This window comes from Marinomonas phycocola (genome assembly GCF_047525455.1).
Taxonomy (GTDB): Bacteria; Pseudomonadota; Gammaproteobacteria; order Pseudomonadales; family Marinomonadaceae; genus Marinomonas.
In genome coordinates, this window is the sequence record NZ_JBLIXL010000003.1 from 15,867 (window position 1) to 31,394 (window position 15,528).

A 15,528-nucleotide genomic window follows, 5' to 3' on the forward strand; every position below is an offset into this window, starting at 1 on the left:
TTAAACTGGAATAATAACACCATGAATGGCTCTTCTACCCATAAACCACGTCCGATGGTTGATCTTATCGTTAGTATTGTTTTGCCGTCTCTTATTTTAATGAAGCTAAGCGGCGAAGAGGAATTAGGAGCAAGCGGAGGGTTGATTGCGGCTCTTTCTTTCCCTTTAGGATGGGGGATTTTTGAATTAATAAAGTATAAAAAATTCAATTTTATCGCGTTATTAGGTCTTGTCAGCGTCCTACTCACTGGCAGTATTGGCCTATTCGAATTAGACAGCAAATGGTTGGCAGTGAAAGAAGCCGCCATCCCTGCAATTATAGGCGTTGCAGTATTGGTTTCTACCTTTACCCCTTATCCGTTAATAAGAGCCTTGTTGTTTAATGCAGATATTATAGATGTGGATACCATTAAACAAAGGTTAGAAGAAAACAACAGCACCGCAGCATTTGAACGCAGTTTAATGAAAGCAACGTACTTTGTTGCGGGCTCGTTTGCCTTTTCTGCTGTTATGAATTATCTACTGGCTAGATGGATTGTTGTTAGCCCTGCTGGGACAACGGCATTCAATGAAGAGCTGGGTCAAATGACCTTGTACAGCTACCCGGTGATTGCGCTTCCGTCTATGTTAATAACGATGGGAATATTTTATTACTTGATACGCACGATCAATAAAATGACTGGATTGACGTTAGACGATTTAGTGGGGAAAAAATAAGTTTGTTTTTCAGATGCCCTGCTTAACGCTCAAAATTAATAAGGAGACTTATGTCATTAAAATCGAATTTTGAACTGATGGCGGCTTATAATCACGGGATGAATCAAAGCATGTACGGTGCAGCATCTCAGTTGAGTGTTTTGGGGCTTAATGAAGATCGAGGCGCTTTTTTTGGTTCTATTCTTGCGACGTTAAATCATATTTTGGTGGGTGATGTCATTTGGTTAAAACGGTTTGCTAATCATCCGTCACAATTTTCATCACTGGATTACGTTCGGGGCCTTGAGTGGCCTAAAGCATTAGATTCGATTTTATGTATGAAACTTGAAGATCTTTTAGCCGCTAGAGAGAAAATGGATAACCTCATTTTAGACTTTTCTCGTGAGCTGACCGATGACGTATTGGCATCGTCGTTGTCCTATCAGAATATGAAAGGGAAGCCGTTAACTCAAAACCTTGGTTACCTTATTCAACATTTCTTCAATCATCAAACGCATCATCGAGGGCAGGTGTCTGTTTTGCTGAATCAAGCTGGTGTAAATGTCGATATGACTGACTTATTGCTCAATATTCCAAGCGAGCAAAAATCAGATAATTCTCTATAACTAAATATCAGCTACAAGGGGTACATTCTTAATCTATGTTGAATTTTAAGAGTGAATTCCAGTGCAAAAACGTTAATTAATACGGAATAAATGGGGCAGAGTAAACTTTATCTAAAATGGTGCATCATGAAGCCCTTCAAATTACATCAATCATTATATTATTGCTTTCCAGTCTATTTTTAATTTTGACTCGTTCAGCCGTGATATGTCTTCTAAGCGTGACAGGTTTTTCTAAACTTGATCGATAAAGTATGATTCGAATAATGACTCATTATTAACAAACCATAATCTAAGGAAATACTATGATTGATTTTCAAAATTCAGAAATATTTAAATTAAAGCCCATTGAGCATGACAAAATAAGAGAAGATTTTCATAAGTTTTTAATCGATGGCGAAGAGATTTTTGCGGCATTTAAAACGATAAGAGACCAGTTGGTATTCACAAATAAAAGAATTATAGCGGCCAACGTTCAAGGTATTACTGGCTCAAAAGTGGATTATACGTCTCTGCCTTACAGTAAAATACAGGCGTTTTCAGTGGAAACTTCAGGGTCATTGGATCTAGATTGTGAGATAGAGCTGTATCTTAGTGGTTTGGGCAAAGTGAGATTTGAAATTAAAGGCGAGTTTGATTTACTTTCATTTAATAAACTTATTAGTGAGCATGTGCTTGCTTAATGGGGGGTTATAAGAGGATTATAATAGGTATATGATTACCATTGAAAAATACAGTGTTCGAAAGCTAGCTGAAGTCAGTGGGTTACATGTTAAGCCTGATCAAGTTGAATTTGCTATTGGAAATGTTGGTGAAACATTGTGTAAGCTAAAACCGTACGAACATCCCTATTTAGTTGTGTTGAGCCATCAGGTCGTTGGCTTTTTTATTTTAGATACTGAATACGCGCGTCATTATGATTTCTGCCCACCCAAAGGGTTGGGTATCAGATCATTATTCATTGACCATCGCTTTCAAGGTCAGGGCATAGCCAGTCGAGCTTTATTAAAGTTACCTAGTTACATGAAAGCGGCGTATCCAGATGCGGAGTCGCTTTATTTGACGGTGAATTGCAGAAATAAAGTCGCTTATCATTGCTATGAAAAATGCGGCTTTCAAAAAACAGACGATTTGTATTTGGATGGCCCTGCGGGGCCGCAGTATATTATGACGCATAGCCTATGAATATTCGTTTTAGACAAGCTAACGTAAACGATGCAACAACAATCGCCACGCTGGTCGTAGCGTTAACAAAAGAAATTTGTGAGCGAGCACATGCACCATTACTTACGATTAATTTAAATGAAACCATTGAACGTTGTGAGCATTTAATTAACGAAGGTCATTATACGGCCATTATTGGCGAATACGATGATCAGCCTATTGCCGTCGCAACCATTACCGAAACCTATGCCTTATACGCTGGTGGAGCAATAGGGCTCATCCAAGAGTTTTATGTTTCTCCTGAGTTTCGATCTTCAGGAGTGGGTTCGATGTTAATTGAGCAGGTTCAACAGTATGGTGATGTTAGAAAATGGGTTTGCATTGAACTTTGCACACCACCATTGCCTGAATTTGAACGTACATTACAGTTTTATCAAAACAACGGTTTAATCCCCGTTGGTGGTCGAAAAATGAGACAGGCATTGAGTTTATCGTCATTGAGTAGATAGAGATTGAAATAACTGCTCTACTGTTTATTTTAAAACGCATTTTATGATGAGTGTTTTACTCATCAAGGAGAAGTTTATTTGGATATTCATGTAAGACAAAAACTTGAATCTTATCCTGAAGATGTTGCGTCCATATTGTATGAAATACGCGATCTTATTTTTCGCGTTGCTGAACAAGATGGGATTGATGAATTAGAAGAAACCATAAAGTGGGGCGAGCCCAGTTATGTGTCTAAAATAGGCAGCACAATACGCTTTGACTGGAAAGCTAAATCTCCTGATCAATACGGTATTTACTTTAATTGCAAAACGTCTTTAGTACCTACGTTTAAAGAACTGTATGGCGATCTTTTTGTCTATTCTGGAAACAGGGCACTTCTTTTTAATGTAGGGCAAACTGTTCCGATAAAAGAGTTGTCTCATTGTCTGTCCTTGTCTTTACGTTACAAAAAAATCAAACACCTTGAATTATTGGGTTGCTAACACTGCCAGATAACGCAATCGCTCGCATGATGACAGCCTCTTATAGAACGATAAAATGAAGTATTGGAAGCAGTTACCTAATAATATTCATGTGGCTAAGTATGTTGAGTGCTATTGGTTTTTAGAAAAGGAACCAAGCGATCTTGGCACTAATTTTCCTAAATTAAACCCCGACCCCACTGCGCATTTAATTATTGCTACTGCAACGCAGACATTTCAATACAATCAAATGGACACCTCCCAGACAGGCTGTGGTAATTATTGGATTTTTCCTCATAGAAATACCTTTACCATGGATCATTCAGACCTCTTTCAGATCATTGGTATTAAATTCAAAACGGGTGCCCTGTATTCGTTAAATACACCCTTTTCAGGATCGAAATTAGAACAGATTGAAGAAGTGAACATGAATGCATTGATAGCGTCTGAAAGATTTTGCAGTGATTTGCTGTTAATGGACGCAGCTGAAAAGCCAGAACACATTTCAAATGTACTGGATGGCATACTAGCACCTTGGGTTTTACAGAGCCACGAGGACAAACACAGTGAACTAGTGCGTTTGATTTTACCTTTACTGGATCGTACTTCCATCTCAGAAATAGGAGACGTTTTACATCGTTCTCAGCGAACAATAGAACGCAGCTTTCTACGAGTGACTGGGTTAACGTTAAAGCAATGCCAGTCGATGATTCGTTTGGAAGCCATTCTAAATTATCTTTATAAATTGGACGACGCAGACATTGATTGGGCGGATTTGGTTACTCAGTTTGAATTCAGCGACCAGCCCCATTTGATTCGACATCTAAAAAATGCCATAGGGAAAACACCCGGCGAATATGCTCGTGAACGCGATTTAACCATTGATATTTATGGGGGTTTTGAACTTTCCTGAAAACTGTCGCTTTTCTTCAATGCAAATGTCATATGAGTCTATAAAGTTGCTTTTAATCACTAACGAAAGCAGGACTAACGATGCATTTAATCATTAGACAATATGAAAAAGCGGATTTAGAAAACGTACTTAACTCATGGGAAGTGGCAACAAGATTAGCGCATTCTTTTATGACTGACGGCTTTATTGCTCAAGAAAGGCTGAACGTGGAAAACAGATACCTTCCTAATACAGACACATGGGTTGCTGAAATTGACGGCAAGGTTGAAGGGTTTATTGCCTTAATGGGCAATGAAGTCGGAGCGGTATTTCTACAGCCTGAACTTCACGGTAAAGGCATTGGGAAAGCCTTAATGAATAAGGCTCAATCGCTACACGATGAGTTGGAGGTTGAAGTATTTAAAGTGAACGCGATTGGCACCGCTTTTTACGCAAAATACGGGTTTGAGCGTTTATCTGAGTCGATTCATGCACCAACAGGGCAGCAAGTACTGAGGTTGAAGTTTATAAATGAATAATAAAAAGTAGAGGAGTAATTAGACATTTCTAATGTCTAGCTTCTTATTGTTTGAGGAGTTTTTTAATAATGGTTCGCAGTAGTGTTTATATAAAAAATACTTTAGCATCAATTAGTAAGTTTTTTATTGCTTATAGATAACGTTTTGTATATTTAAAAGAAAATAAAGGAAAATTTATTATGAATAACTTACTGCCTATTACTATTGTTGCGAGTTTATTGTTGGGTGGATGTGGCGGAGGCGGAGGCGGAGGCGGAGGCGGGAGTAGCAGCTCCACATCAGGTAATGCATCTGCTTTAATTGGCTCATGGGTCACTCCATGTAATGATTCTTCTGATGGTACATCCTCAAAAAGCGAAATAACTTATAGTTCTAGCGAAATTCAAGCATTGCACTTTGATTATAGCGACCTATCATGTGTTACCAAGAGTTCAACTGAAACTGTAATCGGCAAGTATGTAGTTGGAAATGATGTAACAACAAGTTCAGGTGTTATTGCAACTGAAATAGATTTTTTTGCGGAAAGTATCAATGGAGAGTCCATTTCAGAAGACATTGGATATACTATTTTTTATATAGATTCAGGTAAGTTATATCTTGGAGATCATGCCAATGATGCTGTTGATGGTACTTCACCATCAAAAAGGCCGATAGATGTGGATTTTAATGATTACCAGTTGAGGAGGTAGTTCACTACAATTTTTTTAAATTATGTATACAAATAGGTCTATTATATAAAACGCTTTATTATTTCAATGTTCTTGTGATTATAAGAAGTTAGTATGAATCTTGATAAAGCAAAAAAACGAATAGTTAAACAGGTTAAAAAAGGCCTCAAAGGCTATTCGAGCATCTGTTTAGAATATTTTGGTGAAAGCACTGATTGCGCAACAGAAGTGGTTGTTTAACTCACTTTGGAAGACGTCGCTGATGTGCTTGAAGAGCGGTTTAGCAGCAAAACCGATGCGAGAGAAAGTGAGGTGATTCGATCCTCTCTGGTTAGAATTATTGAACGCACTCAAGCGGTGTCAGTAGACGAAGTTGAAGGCGTATCAAGTAAATAGAGTTTACTGCTTTTAGAGACAGTCCATTAACAAAGGAAGGTGGATCGATTGATTAGTTCTATTATTACGGTGATATTTGTCATTCTATTGATGATACTCACGGTATTGGATAAGTTGCCACTTTGGCTATTCATTGGCTACACAGTATTAAGTGCGATTGCATTTGGAATGTATGCATTGGATAAATCCGCTGCTAAACATAATCAGTGGCGTACAAAGGAAAGTACGCTCCATTTATTAGGTGTCCTTGGTGGTTGGCCGGGGGCGCTTTGTGCTCAACATGTATTTAGACACAAAACCAAAAAAACGTCATTTCGTATTGTATTTTGGATCACAGTATCAATAAATATAGCGACCTTTTATTGGTTTTTTAGTGATACTTTTCAGAATATGTTTTACATGCTCAAGGTGTAAATTCGAAAATATGTGCATGTTTTATCACGTATTATCGTCTCGAATGAGTGAGCGCTTTTATGCATTGCTGTGATATTGGCTATTGTTGGCATTGGTGAATCGTATACGCGATGTGGTGCCTAGTGCAAAACTGGTCTATAACAACAGCCCGTCTTTTAACTGGACGTTAAACTTTCGCCAACAAGCTTTGATGCATGGTTATAAGAGGGGCGTGATGTAAGTGATTACCAGCGCAACCAGCTTATGTCTTCTGAATGCGATGATGCCGCCTTGTCTGTGGCTGCGGACGATAGAATACGCAATTTTCAAAGTGAAGTAGCACAATAAGCAGGTATTTTCCATCATTTAATAACATTGCCAACCTACCATACCGCAGCACTATCGACGGATAATTTAGCCAAAGACTATTTGGGTGAGCAAGGAATGCTAGGGTATGTTTGAGAAGTGCAAAGAAAAGAAATCAGACAGAGGTTAGCTTGAGTGAAGCATCAAGATATGTCTGGCTCTAATATTGGTGATGATCATAAGGAGTATTTTTCTGGAGCGAATGCGCTAAAAGCCTCTGGTAAAGATAATACAATGAATCAGTTTGCCGTATCGTCTTAACAAATAGGTAAGAATAAAAAAGCTAATGGCGTCATGTCTGTCATTAGCCTTTTTGTTGTCTGGTGATTAAAGGGTGATTGCGGCTAACTTATTTCTGATTGCGGTTTCTATGCCTGATTCGTCTAGTCCAACACGTTTTAACATTGCTCCATGACTTGCATGCTCTTCATAGCGATCTGGCAAGCCAATTTGTAATATGTGTGTATTGATATTTTTCGATTGTAAGTATTCACTTACGGCTGACCCTGCTCCACCCATTATAGCATTTTCTTCTAGAGTGACGATCAATTTGTCTTGTCCGTACTTTATAAGAGCCGCTCCATCTATTGGTTTCACAAAACGCATGTCTAATAACGTGGCATCCAGCTTATTGGCTGCTTGCAACGCCGCATAAGTCGGGCTGCCAAATCCACAAATGACAATGCCACTGCTACCTTCTCGTAATAAACGAGACTGCCCTATCGGTAATGTGGTCAGCTCTGCGTCAATTTGAGCGCCGGGGCCTGTGCCTCTAGGATAGCGAACGGCAAAGGTTCCTTTGTATTGATAACCTGTGTGAAGTAATTGACGGCACTCGTTTTCATCAGACGGTGTGGCCAATACCATGTTTGGAATACAGCGGAGGTAACTCAAATCATACACGCCTGCATGAGTTGGCCCGTCTTCACCAACTAGACCTGCACGGTCAATGGCGAATAACACATCCAAATTCTGTAATGCGACATCGTGAATTAATTGATCATACGCTCGTTGTAAGAAAGTAGAATAGATGGCCACAACAGGTTTTAAGCCATCGCATGCCATGCCTGCTGCTAAAGTAACAGCATGTTGTTCTGCAATAGCTACGTCAAAATAACGTTCTGGAAAACGTTTAGCAAACTCGATTAAATCTGACCCTTCTTTCATTGCAGGGGTGATGGCGATTAACGTCTCATCTTGCTCTGCAACATCACAAATCCAGCGGCCAAAGATATTACTGTATTTGGGCTTATTCATTTTTTCAGCGGATTTGGTGATCGGCTCAGGCTCAATTTTATTAATGGCATGATAACCAATCGGATCACCTTCAGCGGGCTCAAAACCTTTGCCTTTTTTAGTGATGACATGCAAAAATTGAGGGCCACTTCGATCTTTTAGGTTTTCTATTGTGGTTAATAGTAAATCCAAATCATGCCCATCAATTGGACCGATGTAGTTAAAGCCAAGTTCTTCGAATAAGGTTCCCGGGGCAACCATACCTTTCATATGCTCTTCTGTTTTACGTGCTAATTTAAGCGCAGATGGCAAACTTTTCAGTACTTTTCGACCACTTTCTCGAACAGTGTAGTAGGTTTTACTTGCCCAAATTCGTGCAAAATAATTCGAAAGGGCACCCACGGGTCTGGATATCGACATATCGTTGTCGTTTAAGATAACCATCATATCGGCTTTTACACCACCTGCATGGTTTAGTGCTTCAAAGGCCATACCCGCGGACATTGCGCCATCGCCAATGATTGCGACGGCCTTATTACCTGTCTTAAGTTGTTTTGCTGCCAGTGCCATACCTAATGCCGCACCAATTGAGGTGCTTGAATGGCCTACACCAAAGGTATCGTATTCACTTTCTTCTCTTTTCGGAAAGCCTGATATGCCATTTTCTTGTCGTATGCTAAGTAATGCCTCACGACGACCTGTTAGAATTTTATGAGGGTAGGTTTGGTGGCCCACATCCCAGATAAGGCGATCATCTGGAGTGTTAAACAGATAATGCAATGCGACCGTTAGTTCTGTTACGCCTAAACCTGCGCCAAAATGACCACCAGTTTGGCCTACGCTGTATAATAAAAAGGCACGTAGCTCGTCTACTAATGTTGGTAACTGATTCTTTGATAATTGACGTAGGTCACTTGGTGCATGAATATCATCAAGTAAAGGCGTGTTTGGTCGTTCTGTTGGAATGGTTTCGAACATTGTCACGAATGAGTCATCTTGTTTAAAGTAAGCCCGTTAGTATATCAGTGGTTGCGGTGAATAATATAGTTAGCAAGCTCAACTAATGGTTGCCCTTTTTCACCAAAAAGCTGAATTTTTTCATTTGCCTGCTGATGCAGGTCAATAACCAGCTTCTTGGATGCCTCTAAGCCAATCAATTTTGGATAGGTTGGCTTATTTGCGTCAGCATCAGAAAACTGTTGTTTTCCAAGTGTTTGAGTATCGCTGGTAATGTCTAAAATATCGTCTTGAACTTGAAATGCTAGACCAATTGCAAGTGCATAGTCATCTAATGCTTTGAATGCATCGTGGTCGTTACAATGAGCACTGATGGCGCCCATTTGTATACTGGCTCTAATTAGGGCACCTGTTTTATGTAAGTGCATTGTTTCCAGTGTTTTTCGGTCAATATTTTGGTTAACAGAAGCCAGATCGATCATTTGCCCTGTTACCATACCGTTCCTTCCCGATGCCTTTGATAAGGTTTGGATCAATTGGAGTTGGCTTGTGGCTTGCTCTAGAGCCGTATTGCTGAGCATTTCAAACGCAAAGGTTTGCAATGCATCACCGGCTAAAATGGCCGTTGCTTCATCAAACTGAATATGGCAAGTCGGTTTTCCTCGGCGAAGATTATCATCATCCATTGCTGGTAGGTCGTCATGTACCAAAGAATAGGCATGAATTGCTTCAATGGCAGCGGCGCATGCGTCCGTTAATGGCGTGATCAGTCCAAAAATTTGAGCGGTTGCATAAACAAGCATTGGGCGAACCCTTTTTCCACCATTAAATAAACTGTACAACATTGCTTCATGTAATGCGTCAGCAGGGCTATACTCTGTCAAAGAGTTTTTAAGGTAAGAGTCCACTCTATGACAAGAAAGGTCGTTTAATTGTTTTAGATTCACTGATTGGTTTCCGGATTAAAAGTTTTTAGGCGCTCGCCATTTTGATCTTCCAACAGAATCTGTACTTTTTGCTCAGCCTGCGTTAAAACCGTTTGGCAGTCATTACTGAGTTTTATTCCTTTTTCGAAGGCTTTGAGTGCATCTTCTAGAGATAACTGATTGGATTCTAATTGTTTTACTAACGAATCCAGTTCAGAGAGTTTGTCTTCAAAGTGTTTAACGTTCGCTTTACGTGTCATGAGAGCCTCTTTTTAAAAAAACTATATGTTTGTAACAGAAAAATACATTATCTTCGAGTAAGATCTACTGTAAGGTGAAAAAAATTCTTTCTTAATATGACCGAAGCGCAGCTTTAGTTTACTATTTAGTGTAATTCGGTATGTGGAAGCTTTTATTAGGAGTCTGTTGTGGATATCGCAACGTTATTAGGGTTAATTGGTGCGTTTGTCATTGTTATAATGGCGATATTATTAGGTGGATCGGCTGGGATGTTTTTGGACCCGGCGTCGATATTAATTGTACTTATCGGTTCAACATTTGTTGTGCTAATCCAATATCCACTAGGTCAGTTTCTTGGTGCAGGTAAAGTTGTAGGTAAAGCCTTTATGTTCAAAAGTGTTCCAATGGATGCTTTGATTGATGAAATTTATGACTTAGCCGATCAAGCTCGTAAAGGGGGGTTACTCTCTCTTGAAGGAAAGGAAGTTAGTCACCCTTTCTTATCTAAGGGAATTCAAATGTTAGTGGATGGACACGATGGCAATGTCGTGCGAACTCAACTCTCTAAAGACATGAAAATGTCTTTTACTCGTCATGATGATGGGGCAAAAATATTTAAAGCATTAGGTGACACTGGCCCAGCGATGGGAATGATCGGTACCTTGGTTGGTCTGGTACAGATGTTGGCAAACATGGACGATCCAAAAGCGATTGGCCCTGCGATGGCCACCGCTTTGTTAACCACCTTGTATGGTGCCATGCTAGCAAACATGGCGTGTATTCCTATCCAAGCAAAACTGAAAAACCGAGGTAATGAAGAGTTGATGGCTCAGTCATTAATTCTGGATGCGTTATTAGCGATTCAAGGTGGGCAAAATCCACGTGTTATCGATGGAATGCTGAAAACTTATATTGCAGAGAAGAAACGTGTTGAAAGAGAGTAGATGTTAAGATTTTATAGGGCCTCTAGGTATTTAATTAAAACGTGTTATTGGAAGTAGACGGATGAGTGACGAAGAAGAAGCGGAATGCCCCGAATGTATTGAGGGATTGCCAGCATATATGGGTACATTTGCAGATTTAATGTCTTTGCTTATGTGCTTTTTCGTATTGCTTTTGTCTTTTGCTGAAATGGATGTTTTAAAATTTAAGCAATTAGCCGGGTCAATGAGAGCGGCTTTTGGTGTGCAAAAGCAAATAGAAGCAGAGTCCATTCCAATGGGAACCTCGATCATTGCTCAGGAGTTTAGCCCTGGTCGACCAGAGCCAACACCCATAAATGAAGTTCGACAAAAAGCCGATGATTCGTCAGAAAGTCTTGGATCTCAAGGTCAAGATAAAAGGGTTGAAAAATCCGAAGCGGATTTGAAAAGAGAAGAAGAAGTTAAGCAAACTGAAGACGACGCAAAATGGGTTGCATCTGTTCTGAAAGAAGAAATCTCAAAAGGGATGATAGAAGTAGAGACGCAAGAGAGAACTATCACCATACGTTTAAAAGAGAAGGGGTCATTCGAATCTGGTTCGGCGGAATTGAACTATGACTTTATCCCAGTTATTGATTTGGTACGAGATGTACTGATTGGTGTGAAAGGCACGATTGCTGTAGAAGGCCACACGGATAACATCCCAATTGAGAGCCGACGCTTTGACTCCAACTGGCAGTTGTCTTCTTCCCGTGCAATTTCTGTTGCGGAAGAGTTGTTTGCTTCTGGTTTATTAGTAGAAAGCCGCTTTGCTGTTACGGGCTATGCAGACGCAAGGCCTTTAGTTCCAAATGATACGCCTCAAAATAGGGCTACCAATCGTCGAGTTGAGATCATTATTAAACAGAATGATCTGTCTGGAAGTGAGGTGAATAAAGTGTTTGGCATTGATAGTGGCGGTTCTTCTGAGAATGCGGCAGGTGAAGAGGTGTTTGTACCACCTCAAGTGTTTGAGCTATCACCGAACGAAGTTTTTTAAGAACAGTAATGAATAGCCTGTTAGTGTAAAACAACACTAGCAGGCTTTTTTTATGAATAAAGATAAGCACACGGTCTTATTTTTCAAGTGATAAAAGGTAAATAACATGCGAGTTGCGATTATTGGCGCTTCAGGGCGGATGGGTAAAAATCTTATTACTGCGGTAGTAGAGTCTGAAAATTGTACGTTAGGTGCCGCAATTGTCAAAGAAGGCAGTAGCTTAATTGGCGCAGATGCAGGTGAAATGGCGAGTGTCGGAAAATGCAATGTTTCTATGGTAGACACATTAGCCGCATGTGTTGATGATTTTGATGTGTTAATTGACTTTACTTCACCGCAACTGACATTAAAAAATGCTGAATTTTGCGCCGCACATGGTAAATCCATCGTCGTAGGTACAACAGGTTTAACCGATGAAGAGAAAAGACAATTGGCTCAATCCGCCACGAAAATCCCGACGGTATTTTCTGCCAACATGAGTGTGGGTGTTAACTTAACTTTGAAGTTGTTAGCAACCGCCGCAGAAATTTTAGGCGACGATTACGATGTAGAAATCGTCGAAGCGCATCATAGGCATAAAGTAGATTCCCCTTCTGGTACAGCGTTAGCGATGGGTGACGTGGTCGCTAAAGCACTTAATAGAGATTTAAAAGAATGCGCTGTTTATGGCCGAGAAGGTCAAACAGGGGCACGGACACGTAAAGAAATTGGTTTTGAAACCATCCGAGCTGGTGACGTTGTCGGTGAACACAGTGTGTGGTTTGCTACGGAAGGTGAACGTATTGAGATTGCTCATAAAGCAAGCAGCCGTATGACCTTTGCTAAAGGCGCAGTAAGAGCGGCTGAATGGTTGTCAGAAAAAGGCGCTGGGCTGTACGATATGCAGGATGTTCTTGGTCTGAAATAAGTGGGTCCATACCAGTCTCAGGTTGTTTAATAAATTGCTTCTAATTAATGAATAGCCTTTACTTAATATAGGTTAAATCATGAATAAGCTTGTAATTTTTATTATTTTCCCTTTTTTATCTGCATGTTTTCAAGATTATAATGAACCACAGAAAGTTAATGTTAAAGGTGTTGATATATATATACCATCTGAATCTATATTAACAATGAGAAAAGCTAGATACCAAACTTTGAATTATAATGAAGCTCTTATAATACAAAGATCTAATTCAGTTATATCTATGTATGTTAAATATATAACTGAATCTGGTTATTCCGAAGAAATAGAAGATATTATTCTTGGCGGTAAGGAATTTTATAGTCAGTACTATACAGGTGTTAATGAAGAAGAGAAAAGTGCATATTTGTCAAAAATTAACTTCATTAACGTGTCGAATGAAAGAATCGACTTGGAACTAGAGTTTTTTAATCTTAGAGAAGTTAGTGAACGCGCTTTTAATGTCGATCTCTCTCTAGAAAATGATAAAGGTATATGGGACGTGCTGTTCTCTAAGAAGAAGGGTTTTTAGGTTAAATCTTAGATTTCAATAATAAGCGATACACGCTTATTTAATAATACTTCAATAGGAGTGAGATAGTTTAGTCATTTTCTAGGCCTTAAATTGATTAACATTTTTGTATATGCAGTGAGCTGACCTGTAGCGAACTCTTTCGGATAAAAACGCTTTAGCAGACCATTGGTAGTCGAACCGGAATAATGGCGTTCCACGTTTGAAATGCCGTTATTCAGGTTCGACCAGTTTGGAATTTACGATTAAGTAACGTTAGCCACGCCCTCTTTTTCATTAGAAGGCGTAAATACTCGGTTCAAAAAGTCCTCAGCCTCTAGCTCACCAGAGACCAATGATTTAATCGCAGAAAATGCTTCTCTATTTCCTGCAAGTGCGGCAGTGATTGTTTGATTTGTACGCTCGAAATGATTGAATGCCAATATCGCTTCTTGCTCTAAGGTTTGCCTATTTGAACTATTATTAAATAAAGGTGATAGCCTATCCAGATAGGTTTGATGGAAGCTGTCAACATCGCCCACTGCAAATTCCATTTCTTCTAGGGATTCAAGCAAGCTTAAAATAGGGTCCTGCGTAAAGCTAAAATCCCTTGGCTTAGAGCCATTTTCTTGAGCTGCCCGTTCATACGCCATCACGGTACTTTGTCGCTGTCCTTGATAACGCTCTGATGCTTGCTCTTCAGGGGATAAAGAGTCAAGGTATTCAATATAATGTTCAAAATAGGCTTCCAGATCCGGTGGGGATTGTTTGGCATATTTGCCGAATGCTTCAAGCTCTCTTTGGTTCAGTTGATTTTGTGCTTCGCTACGCTCTTCTGAGGACAAGCCCGAATCTCTATCCAATTTAGACGCTAGGTTTTCAGGGTAACGATTAAAATCAACTAACGTTTTTTCATAGATTGTACGATTATTTTCAGAAATAAAAGATTTTGCTTCTTCTATATGCTGAGAGCGTTCATATTTCAGGATGGCGGCATCAGAGATTTGAACTGATGCTGATGACGCTTCTTGCACATTTAATTTTGTTTTGTTAAGAGCTGGAGATGAAGGGGTAGGTTCTATTTGCTCAGTTTTTTTTTGGTGAAAAGCCGCTTTACTATCAGTTATTCCTATCACGTTTGACTCCTAAATATCGATAAAGTAGCTAAAAATCGGATATTGAAAGTATAAGCTAAGTAAGACGATTAGAAAACAAACAGCTTAAATTATAATCTGAAGCGTCATCATGGATCAAATAATGGATTATCGCCACTGCAATATGAGAAGCGATATTTTACGGAGCAAGAAACTGTCTAGGGAACTGGGTTCATACCCATTAACGTGATCTTAAGTACCTGTTGTCAAAACCTACGCAAGTGGCTTTATTGTGCCCAATATTTTGGCGTATTTTTAAGTCTATTATGGTTAAAAATGGCATTATCAGAAGAAGAACATGAAAAAAGCATGGCACTCCACGTTTGAAACGCCATTATTCAGGTTCGACTAATTAATACTTCTGAGACAAAAGGTGTGCTATGTCTGGTGAAAAAAATCTAGAAAAATTAATTTCGTCTATGACGCCAGTTCTATTAGACAAAGAGTATGTCTATGGAACACTTGAAGAAACTTCTATGAGTTTGCTTGAGTCACTAAAACCAATGGGAACCTTTTATGAAGCAGAGGGGTTAAGCGTTATTTTAGCAAAGCAGGAAGCGGATGAGCATCACATTGAGTACCAAGGCGTATTCAGATGCATTACGTTGAATGTGCATTCCAGTCTGGATGCGGTTGGTTTGACGGCAGCGGTTGCAACCAAGCTGACTCAGTTGAATATCAGTGCGAATGTGGTGGCAGCTTATTACCATGACCATATTTTTGTTGCGGTAAAAGATGCCGACAATGCGTTGGCTGGTTTAATCGAATTGACAAAAACTGGTGTATCACCTATTCGGGTGATAGAAATGAAGTAAAACCAGTTAGTTGCACGCGACAAACTAATTGACTTGAGTGTCTAGCTATAGAAAGCGTTCAACATTCTGTGTCAGT

General features: G+C 39.6%; 21 protein-coding genes and 1 pseudogene. 18 read left to right on the plus strand and 4 right to left on the minus strand.

Translation table 11 applies throughout. From position 1 onward, the window contains the following. The first annotated feature begins 21 nt into the window (after window positions 1-21). From ACMUMJ_RS03060 to ACMUMJ_RS03120, 13 genes and pseudogenes are all read left to right on the plus strand, one after another. A complete protein-coding gene (locus ACMUMJ_RS03060) occupies window positions 22-717 on the plus strand; it encodes a VC0807 family protein (protein WP_414677329.1) in 696 nt (231 codons plus the stop codon). 50 nt (window positions 718-767) lie between these two features. Beyond that, window positions 768-1,322 (plus strand): DinB family protein, encoded by a 555-nt coding sequence (locus ACMUMJ_RS03065; RefSeq protein ID WP_414677330.1) that lies wholly within the window; start codon window positions 768-770, stop codon window positions 1,320-1,322. A 302-nt stretch (window positions 1,323-1,624) separates the two neighbouring features. Next, window positions 1,625-2,002 (plus strand): PH domain-containing protein, encoded by a 378-nt coding sequence (locus ACMUMJ_RS03070; RefSeq protein ID WP_414677331.1) that lies wholly within the window; start codon window positions 1,625-1,627, stop codon window positions 2,000-2,002. 31 nt (window positions 2,003-2,033) lie between these two features. Beyond that, the gene (locus ACMUMJ_RS03075; protein ID WP_414677332.1) at window positions 2,034-2,504 is read left to right on the plus strand and encodes a GNAT family N-acetyltransferase; all 471 of its coding nucleotides are present in this window, start codon (window positions 2,034-2,036) and stop codon (window positions 2,502-2,504) included. After that, window positions 2,501-2,992: a GNAT family N-acetyltransferase gene (locus ACMUMJ_RS03080; protein ID WP_414677333.1), complete on the plus strand. Its 492-nt coding sequence runs from the start codon at window positions 2,501-2,503 to the stop codon at window positions 2,990-2,992. The genes ACMUMJ_RS03075 and ACMUMJ_RS03080 overlap by 4 nt, the downstream gene beginning before the upstream one ends. 78 nt (window positions 2,993-3,070) lie before the next feature. Next, window positions 3,071-3,475: a DUF1801 domain-containing protein gene (locus ACMUMJ_RS03085; RefSeq protein ID WP_414677334.1), complete on the plus strand. Its 405-nt coding sequence runs from the start codon at window positions 3,071-3,073 to the stop codon at window positions 3,473-3,475. Window positions 3,476-3,530: 55 nt separating this feature from the next. After that, on the plus strand, window positions 3,531-4,367 hold the full coding sequence (locus ACMUMJ_RS03090; RefSeq protein ID WP_414677335.1) for a helix-turn-helix domain-containing protein: 837 nt from the start codon (window positions 3,531-3,533) through the stop codon (window positions 4,365-4,367). A gap of 80 nt (window positions 4,368-4,447) precedes the next feature. After that, window positions 4,448-4,885, plus strand: a complete 438-nt coding sequence (locus tag ACMUMJ_RS03095) for a GNAT family N-acetyltransferase (RefSeq protein WP_414677336.1) — start codon at window positions 4,448-4,450, stop codon at window positions 4,883-4,885. Window positions 4,886-5,064: 179 nt separating this feature from the next. Beyond that, window positions 5,065-5,574, plus strand: coding sequence for a hypothetical protein (locus ACMUMJ_RS03100; protein ID WP_414677337.1), 510 nt, complete (start codon window positions 5,065-5,067; stop codon window positions 5,572-5,574). 93 nt (window positions 5,575-5,667) lie between these two features. After that, the gene (locus ACMUMJ_RS03105; RefSeq protein WP_414677338.1) at window positions 5,668-5,793 is read left to right on the plus strand and encodes a hypothetical protein; all 126 of its coding nucleotides are present in this window, start codon (window positions 5,668-5,670) and stop codon (window positions 5,791-5,793) included. Between the two features lie 6 nt (window positions 5,794-5,799). Then, the gene (locus ACMUMJ_RS03110; RefSeq protein WP_414677339.1) at window positions 5,800-5,949 is read left to right on the plus strand and encodes a hypothetical protein; all 150 of its coding nucleotides are present in this window, start codon (window positions 5,800-5,802) and stop codon (window positions 5,947-5,949) included. 48 nt (window positions 5,950-5,997) lie between these two features. Beyond that, entirely contained in the window at window positions 5,998-6,363 is a 366-nt protein-coding gene (locus tag ACMUMJ_RS03115) for a DUF1294 domain-containing protein (protein WP_414677340.1), read from the plus strand. Window positions 6,364-6,445: 82 nt separating this feature from the next. Next, a pseudogene (locus tag ACMUMJ_RS03120) lies at window positions 6,446-6,969 on the plus strand (isocitrate lyase); the annotation flags it as partial. 66 nt (window positions 6,970-7,035) lie between these two features. Here ACMUMJ_RS03120 and dxs read toward each other — a convergent pair. Genes dxs through ACMUMJ_RS03135 form a run of 3 tightly spaced genes read right to left on the minus strand, consistent with a single transcriptional unit; the run spans window position 7,036 to window position 10,087 of the window. Further along, window positions 7,036-8,922: a 1-deoxy-D-xylulose-5-phosphate synthase gene (gene dxs, locus ACMUMJ_RS03125; RefSeq protein ID WP_414677525.1), complete on the minus strand. Its 1,887-nt coding sequence runs from the start codon at window positions 8,920-8,922 to the stop codon at window positions 7,036-7,038. Between the two features lie 44 nt (window positions 8,923-8,966). After that, on the minus strand, window positions 8,967-9,848 hold the full coding sequence (locus tag ACMUMJ_RS03130) for a polyprenyl synthetase family protein (RefSeq protein WP_414677341.1): 882 nt from the start codon (window positions 9,846-9,848) through the stop codon (window positions 8,967-8,969). Further along, a complete protein-coding gene (locus ACMUMJ_RS03135) occupies window positions 9,845-10,087 on the minus strand; it encodes an exodeoxyribonuclease VII small subunit (protein ID WP_414677342.1) in 243 nt (80 codons plus the stop codon). The genes ACMUMJ_RS03130 and ACMUMJ_RS03135 overlap by 4 nt, the downstream gene beginning before the upstream one ends. 168 nt (window positions 10,088-10,255) lie before the next feature. Here ACMUMJ_RS03135 and pomA point away from each other — a divergent pair, with 168 nt between their 5' ends. The 4 genes from pomA to ACMUMJ_RS03155 all read left to right on the plus strand — a co-directional run bounded on the left by pomA (window position 10,256) and on the right by ACMUMJ_RS03155 (window position 13,504). After that, entirely contained in the window at window positions 10,256-11,011 is a 756-nt protein-coding gene (pomA, locus tag ACMUMJ_RS03140) for a flagellar motor protein PomA (RefSeq protein WP_414677343.1), read from the plus strand. Between the two features lie 61 nt (window positions 11,012-11,072). Further along, on the plus strand, window positions 11,073-12,029 hold the full coding sequence (locus ACMUMJ_RS03145) for a flagellar motor protein MotB (protein ID WP_414677344.1): 957 nt from the start codon (window positions 11,073-11,075) through the stop codon (window positions 12,027-12,029). A 106-nt stretch (window positions 12,030-12,135) separates the two neighbouring features. After that, window positions 12,136-12,936 (plus strand): 4-hydroxy-tetrahydrodipicolinate reductase, encoded by an 801-nt coding sequence (gene dapB, locus ACMUMJ_RS03150; protein WP_414677345.1) that lies wholly within the window; start codon window positions 12,136-12,138, stop codon window positions 12,934-12,936. Window positions 12,937-13,015: 79 nt separating this feature from the next. After that, the gene (locus ACMUMJ_RS03155; protein WP_414677346.1) at window positions 13,016-13,504 is read left to right on the plus strand and encodes a hypothetical protein; all 489 of its coding nucleotides are present in this window, start codon (window positions 13,016-13,018) and stop codon (window positions 13,502-13,504) included. Between the two features lie 245 nt (window positions 13,505-13,749). Here the strand turns inward: ACMUMJ_RS03155 and ACMUMJ_RS03160 are convergent, their stop codons facing one another. Beyond that, window positions 13,750-14,619, minus strand: coding sequence for a hypothetical protein (locus ACMUMJ_RS03160; RefSeq protein ID WP_414677347.1), 870 nt, complete (start codon window positions 14,617-14,619; stop codon window positions 13,750-13,752). Window positions 14,620-15,017: 398 nt separating this feature from the next. Between ACMUMJ_RS03160 and ACMUMJ_RS03165 the strand changes: the two genes are divergently transcribed. Next, window positions 15,018-15,452: an ACT domain-containing protein gene (locus tag ACMUMJ_RS03165; RefSeq protein ID WP_414677348.1), complete on the plus strand. Its 435-nt coding sequence runs from the start codon at window positions 15,018-15,020 to the stop codon at window positions 15,450-15,452. The last annotated feature ends 76 nt before the right edge of the window (window positions 15,453-15,528 follow it).

Bases quoted from the DNA above. Each gene is read 5' to 3' on its own strand.
- ACMUMJ_RS03060 (WP_414677329.1), top strand. From the start codon at position 22: ATGAATGGCTCTTCTACCCATAAACCACGTCCGATGGTTGATCTTATC.
- ACMUMJ_RS03090 (WP_414677335.1), top strand. From the start codon at position 3,531: ATGAAGTATTGGAAGCAGTTACCTAATAATATTCATGTGGCTAAGTAT.
- ACMUMJ_RS03105 (WP_414677338.1), top strand. From the start codon at position 5,668: ATGAATCTTGATAAAGCAAAAAAACGAATAGTTAAACAGGTTAAAAAA.
- ACMUMJ_RS03080 (WP_414677333.1), top strand. From the start codon at position 2,501: ATGAATATTCGTTTTAGACAAGCTAACGTAAACGATGCAACAACAATC.
- ACMUMJ_RS03075 (WP_414677332.1), top strand. From the start codon at position 2,034: ATGATTACCATTGAAAAATACAGTGTTCGAAAGCTAGCTGAAGTCAGT.
- dxs (WP_414677525.1), bottom strand. From the start codon at position 8,922: ATGTTCGAAACCATTCCAACAGAACGACCAAACACGCCTTTACTTGAT.
- ACMUMJ_RS03165 (WP_414677348.1), top strand. From the start codon at position 15,018: ATGTCTGGTGAAAAAAATCTAGAAAAATTAATTTCGTCTATGACGCCA.
- ACMUMJ_RS03145 (WP_414677344.1), top strand. From the start codon at position 11,073: ATGAGTGACGAAGAAGAAGCGGAATGCCCCGAATGTATTGAGGGATTG.
- ACMUMJ_RS03155 (WP_414677346.1), top strand. From the start codon at position 13,016: ATGAATAAGCTTGTAATTTTTATTATTTTCCCTTTTTTATCTGCATGT.
- ACMUMJ_RS03070 (WP_414677331.1), top strand. From the start codon at position 1,625: ATGATTGATTTTCAAAATTCAGAAATATTTAAATTAAAGCCCATTGAG.
- ACMUMJ_RS03095 (WP_414677336.1), top strand. From the start codon at position 4,448: ATGCATTTAATCATTAGACAATATGAAAAAGCGGATTTAGAAAACGTA.
- dapB (WP_414677345.1), top strand. From the start codon at position 12,136: ATGCGAGTTGCGATTATTGGCGCTTCAGGGCGGATGGGTAAAAATCTT.
- ACMUMJ_RS03100 (WP_414677337.1), top strand. From the start codon at position 5,065: ATGAATAACTTACTGCCTATTACTATTGTTGCGAGTTTATTGTTGGGT.
- ACMUMJ_RS03135 (WP_414677342.1), bottom strand. From the start codon at position 10,087: ATGACACGTAAAGCGAACGTTAAACACTTTGAAGACAAACTCTCTGAA.
- ACMUMJ_RS03065 (WP_414677330.1), top strand. From the start codon at position 768: ATGTCATTAAAATCGAATTTTGAACTGATGGCGGCTTATAATCACGGG.